This window comes from Pseudomonadota bacterium (genome assembly GCA_030860485.1).
In the GTDB taxonomy this organism is placed as follows: domain Bacteria; phylum Pseudomonadota; class Gammaproteobacteria; order JACCXJ01; family JACCXJ01; genus JACCXJ01.
In genome coordinates, this window is record JALZID010000146.1 from 1 (window position 1) to 5,946 (window position 5,946).

At 66.9% G+C, this 5,946-nt stretch carries 2 protein-coding genes; both read right to left on the reverse strand.

Annotated features, from left to right (window positions below):
* Nucleotides 1-647: 647 nt before the first annotated feature.
* Nucleotides 648-1,958, reverse strand: coding sequence for a transporter (locus tag M3461_08100; GenBank protein MDQ3774312.1), 1,311 nt, complete (start codon nt 1,956-1,958; stop codon nt 648-650).
* 267 nt (nt 1,959-2,225) lie between these two features.
* A partial coding sequence (locus M3461_08105; GenBank protein ID MDQ3774313.1) for a hypothetical protein occupies nt 2,226-5,946 on the reverse strand: 3,721 nt, incomplete at its 5' end.

A 5,946-nucleotide genomic window follows, 5' to 3' on the forward strand; every position in this document is an offset into this window, starting at 1 on the left:
GAGGCGACCAAGGCCTCACCAACAGGCCGGATATATGGGAGCAACTGCGCTACCGACCTCTGCCGTCAACGAGCGAGATGCTTGCAAATCGGAGGAGTCCATATATGGGGGTAAAGGCGCTGCGGCCGGGCTAGAAGCTCATCTCGAGCCCAGCCGTGGGCACCGCGTCGGAGCGCAGGCCATCTTCATTGAGCGGAATGAAGACGCTGGCGAATCCGACCACACCGATGCCAAAGCGGCCTTGAAACCGATCGACAGTCGACGATGCCCGTGCGCAGCCCCTGGGTGATGGATGGGTGCAGAGAACCGAGCGGCGCTCGGGCCGATCGGTTGCGGATTATCGGGGGCGCTGGGGTCGGGGCGTTTGCGTTACTACGAGCGGATCAATGGCCCAGGCCTGCGAGCGGATACCGGATAAGCACACAAGGGGGACGCAGAGCGGACGTCTGCCTGAGGAGGAACGCGAATCGAACTGTGCCTCTTTCCCAAGCGGCATACCGAGCTCGGCTACCGCAAGCTCACCTGGATGATGATCGCTTAACCTATTATGTATATGTTTACGAAAACCGTGTGTATCGGGTGCTGGCCCCGGCTGATTTGCTGTACCGCTTTTCCTTTCATCCTGCAGGGCGCTAAGGAAACCGCATCTAGAAGCTGACCTCAATATTGGCGGTGGGGATCACGTCGGCCCGCAACCCATCGTCATTCAGCGGCACGAAGACGCCGGCAAAGCCGACCAGCGAATGCGGAAAGGCCGCCTTGAACCCAAGCGCCAAGTCGACGATGTCCGTACGAAGCTCGCCGGGCACAGTCCTGGTACTCGGGGTGGCCTCAGAGGTGCCCGGGGCATTGACAAAGGTGGGGACGGTGACCGAGATGTCCTGGTCCGTGACATTGGAGTTCCCGATCACGTCGACCAGGAAGGCGAGCGGCTCGATGATCCCGGCCGTCACCCCAGCCGCGTAGCGTACCCGGCTGCGCTCGGTGTCGTCGGCATTGATCTCGACACCCGCCGCCAGATGGAAATCGAAGCGCCCGTACTCCTGGGATACGGAGAAGAACGGCGTCAAGGTGGTATCGCCTAGCCCCTGAAAATCGTCCTCATCGCCCGTCGGCAGACGCAGATTGAGCCCCGAGGCGAGGTTCAATCCGTCCCTGCTGAAGAGGTGATATTTGGTTCGTAGCTGCAAGTCTCCGACCCCGGTCTTACTGTCGTCTATGGAGCGCCGCTCCTCCGTTACACCCTCGTCGAAGATGTGGGTGCCGGTACCGCTTTCATTGTTCAGCACGGCGCGTGCGTCCACCTCCAAGGAGGTGCGGATGATCGGGAGGAGGATATTGACGTCCCAGCGGTCTGTGATCCCGTAGGTTGCAAACAGCGAGACTACGTGGGACTCGACGTCGAACTGGTCGAAGAACAGGTCGGCCGTGTCAATCTCGAACAAGGGGTCGTCTGGACTCGGGGCCCCACAACAGTCGTTGTGCTCCAGGCCCCGAAAGGCGAGCCCGTCCAGCTCGTTACCGTCCAGCTCGTCGAAGTTGATGTACAAATACGCGATGCCGATGTCGAGCTTGCCGCGCCCGAGCGTTTGGGGCCGCTCGACATAGACCGGGCCGAGGGAGCCGGAGGAACGCTCGAAGGCCTGCAGGTCCGGATTATAGCGATAGCTGAGACCGGGTAACGTCGAGATGGCCGGGAAGTCCGCCGTGGCCGGCGCGAGCGTTTGCACCAACTGCCCCAGTATCGCGAGGCTGTCGCTAGTAAAATGGGCGGTGTGCGGGACCGTGGGCCCAGTCCCCGGGGTGGTTGGCGCTACCGCTTCCTCAGTGAGGGTGATCCCGCGTTCCCCATATAGGTTATTGAGCTGATCCGCTAAGCTCGAACCGGCACGAGCCTCAGCTCCCAGCGTACACACCAACGCCCCCAAGATCCCCATCGCAATTCGGTGCGCCTTCATGGTGATGCCCCCCTTTACTTTCGAGCCAGCCCCCGGCGACCCCAATCGGGACGCGTCGACCCTGCGCATGGCCGGTGGCGGGCTATGATTGTTTCGCAACACCCTGTTGCGTGCCCACCTTTCGATACTAAACAGCGTGCCCTAGTAAGTCAATCATAATAGACCCCTCCACGTCCTCACAAGCTTTTCGCGTGTTGTACTAGCGCAACGACATAGTGGTCGGCCTCTCAGAAAGCCCTGGGCGGGCGCCAACCGCGGGTGTCACTGTTATCTGCGCCGCGTAAGGCGCCCGCTCGCCTGCTTGTCGAGCCAAAGCTCCTTGAGGCCGGGCTGGGGGAGAGTCTTCCCGTCGATCGTGTCCTCGCGCCGGAAGGTGACGCGCGCCGAATCGGCATCGACGCGGATCGTCAGGTCTTTGACTTCCACGCGGAAATCGTCGTATTCGGCCAATGTTTCCCGCAGTTGGGGGGCGCGGTCTTGTGTGACCTCGCCCAACTGGATCAGGAGATCGACATCCTTGCTCTCCCAGGCACGCCGGTAGAGCGCCAGCCAGTCACGCACCTCCGACTCCGCCAGTGCGGTCTTGGTCTCTTTGGGCTTGACCTCGATCGTCCAATCGCGCGGCGCACTCTTCAGGCCCTCCGGGCTCACCGCGGCGACCGTGAGCTTGTGGGTCCCGGCGGGCAGCGGCGGCAGGCGAAACTGCCCGGTCGTCGTGCTGCGGCTCGGGCCGGTGTCGATTCGCCATTCGTAAGTGACGGCGCCCTGGCGCGCATCCCCTGCCAGGTTCGCCACCGCGCTGAAGTCCAACGCGCCGCCTGTCTCGGCGGTGATGCGCTTGGCCGCCGGCTGCACCGCCGTGATCGAGGGCGGGCTCGCGGGCTCCGCGACCGCAACCGTCCAACGCTGCGTCGCGCTCCGGCCCGATTTATCGCTCACCTTGACCTCGACCCGGTGCTGTCCCGCGGGGACCTTCACGTCCATCTCAAAGGTGCTCTCCTTCGCGAGCGGCCGCCCATCCAGGAGCCAGCTATAGGCGAGCGGATCGCCCTCGTCGGCGTCCGTGGCCTCCACGGTAAATCTCTGGGCAGTGCCCCTCGCGACTCCTATGCGCGTGTCGGTCGGCGTGAACGCGACGATCGTCGGGGGGCGGTTGGCCGGATTGACCCGGATCCGCCAGAGGTGCTCCAAGGGAGGGCCCGCGCCGCCGGATACGACGACCCGCAGCTCCTTGGTGCGGCTTGCCGAGGCAGGGGCCTTGTAGGTCCACCGGATCCCCGTCGCCTGCTTCTTCCCATCCAACTGCCAGACATAGTCCAGCGCGGCGCGATCCCCACCCGCGACCTCGATCGAGAAGGTCTGGTTCTGTCCTTCGGTGAGGATTAACTCCTGGCCCGGAGCGAGCTTGGGATTTGCCGCGCGGATCGCGAGCGGAGGCAGCGGCAGCGGCGCCTCCACGGCGATCTCCCAACTGCGTCGTTCCGATAGTCCGGCCCGATCGACGATGGCCACCTCCACCCGCTGGCGCGCGCCCGGGGTGTCCGGCTTGAGATCAAACCGCTCCCCCTCGGCCATCCGCGCGCCGTCGACGTTCCAGACATAGGCGAGGGCATCATCGCGATCGGGGTCCTCGGCCTGGACCGAAAAGCGGACCGTTTCTCCAGATTTCACGGTCAAGGTTTGGGTAGTCGGCATTGCCGCCACGAGGCGCGGCGGTCGGTTGGTGTCCAGGACCTTGACCCGCCAACGGATCTCGGCCTTGACCGCGTCTGCATCGCTGACGACGACCTTGATTTCCTTGAGGCCGGCGGCGTCGAAGTCGGGCGTATACGACCAGGTCGGCCCATCGCCTTGCCGTCCGGTACCCTGGGGCGCGTCGTCCAGGAACCAGGTATAGCGCAAGGGTCTCGAGACCGCCCCCTGGACGTCGATCGCAAAGGTCTGGGACGCCCCCTCCGCCAGCGCGATCGGCGCGCCGGCATCGGGGTTCGGCGTGAACCTCAGTGGTTCCGGGGCCGGTGGAGCGGGCTCGACTCCCGGCGGCGGCGCCGCCTCCGGCACCACGGGTTTCGGGGGTACCACTGGTGCCGGCGCCCGCTCCGCCCGTATGAAGTAGAACGCGACGCCGGCCGCGAGCGCGGCGAGCCCTACGAAGGGCAGCACCTTGGCCCATGGCACTGCGAAGCGGGGCTCGCGCCTACGTCGAGCGGCGGCCTGCAGCCGGACCTCGAAGCGTGACGCCGCCTTCTCGAAGCTGGCTTTGGCCTCCGCGTAATTCGCCGCTTCGAACAGGCGATGCCCACGTGCCAAGGCGCCCTTGGCGCGCGCCATTCGCCAGCCACCCGCAGCGCCGATGTCCCGCTGCAGGCCTAGCGCCTGTGCCCGTGCCTGTGCCGCGCCCTCCCGCGCCCGATGGACGATCGCCTCCTCGCGCAGGTCCCGGAATCGGGTGGCGCTCTTATCGAATCCCGCGCGGGCGTCCTCCCAGCGCTCGCGGCCCAGCGCCGTCTGGGCCTCCGCGAACAAGGCCTCCACTTGTTCGATGCGCGCGGCGAAGGTCTTCGGGGCGGCGGCTTGCTGCAAAGCGGCCCGCGCCGCCCGGGCGCCCTCCAGAGCCGCCTCCGCCGTCGTACGCGCCCGGGCGCGCTCCGCCTCCCCCCGGGCCTCCAGGTACAGGCGCTGGGCCTCGGCGTAGTGGCGCCGAGCGTCCTCCCAATGCCGCGCTTGTAAGTAGCGGGTCCCTTCTTGATGTGCCGCCTGGGCCTCGACGAAGCGTGCCTGGGCAAACTGTGGGGCCCCTGCAGCGCGCGCAACGCTCTCGGATTGCTCCGCTTGCGTGCGAGCCTCCACCGCCTGTTGCTCATCGCGGGCAGCCTCGGCCGCGGCACTGGCCTCGGTATAGGCGCGTAGGGCCCATTCGTAGAGACCGATGGCCTCGGCGAAGCGTTGCTTCTGCCAGGCGCCCTCGGCTTCTTGTGCCGACTGATCGGCACGCGCCCAGGCCTTTCCTGCCCAGGCCCGCAACGCGGCCGCTTGGGTCCGCAGCACAGCGAGTCGTTCCCGCGCGGCCCCGGCCTGTTCCTGGGCCAGCAGTCCCTGGGCATCCTCCTCCAGTCGCGACCAACGCTCCGCGGCCTCTGCGTAGGCCTCCGCGGCGGCGACATACCCTCCCGCCTCTTCCGCGGCAACCCCGCACGCCAACCCCTCCAGCGCCTTCGCGAAGTCTTTCGGAAAACGCTCCCCGGCTTGCACCGCCCGCGCCCGAGCCTCCTCGGCCCTCCGCCGTTGCCAGGACGCCGAGGCCTGCTGAAAGCACGCCCGGGCCGTCGTATACGCCGCCGCCGCCGGCTCGAACGCTTGCGCGGCCAGGTGGGTATCTCCCTCACGCTCCGCCTCCTGCCCTTCCCGATACGCCGCCTCCTCGGCCGCACCGGCCAGGGACAAGAGCGCCCGCCGGACCGCGTCCGCTTCGGCCTGGGACGCGAGCGCCACCTGTCGCTGCCGCGCCCACTGTGCCTGCTGTCGCGCCCCGGCATATCGTTCGACTGCCGCCAGATAGAGGTCGCGCGCCGCCGCGAAGTCACCCTGCCCGATCGACGTGTCCCCACGTCGCTCGGCCCGCACCGCCTCCCAGAAGGCCTCCGCCGCATGCTCTTCGACGCCGTCCCGGATCGCGACCTCGCGTGCTTCTCGCGCCTTGATCGCTGCCGCTTGGGCCTCGGCCTCCAGCAGCGAACGATGGGCCACCCCCTGGGCGTCCTCGAAACGGCCGCGCGCCTCCGCGTACAGGTCTCCTGCCTCGCGGTACGATTGGTTTTCCCACAACGCGTCCGCCTTTGCCTGTAACATCAGGCCGTTGCGATAGACCGTCTGGGCGCGCTCCGTGGCCCCATAACGGTCGGCCTCGACCTTGGCGGCCGCCGTCTCTGCACGCGCCTGACCGGCCTGTCGCTGCAAGCCTTCGCGCGCTGCCTGCTCGGACGCCTCC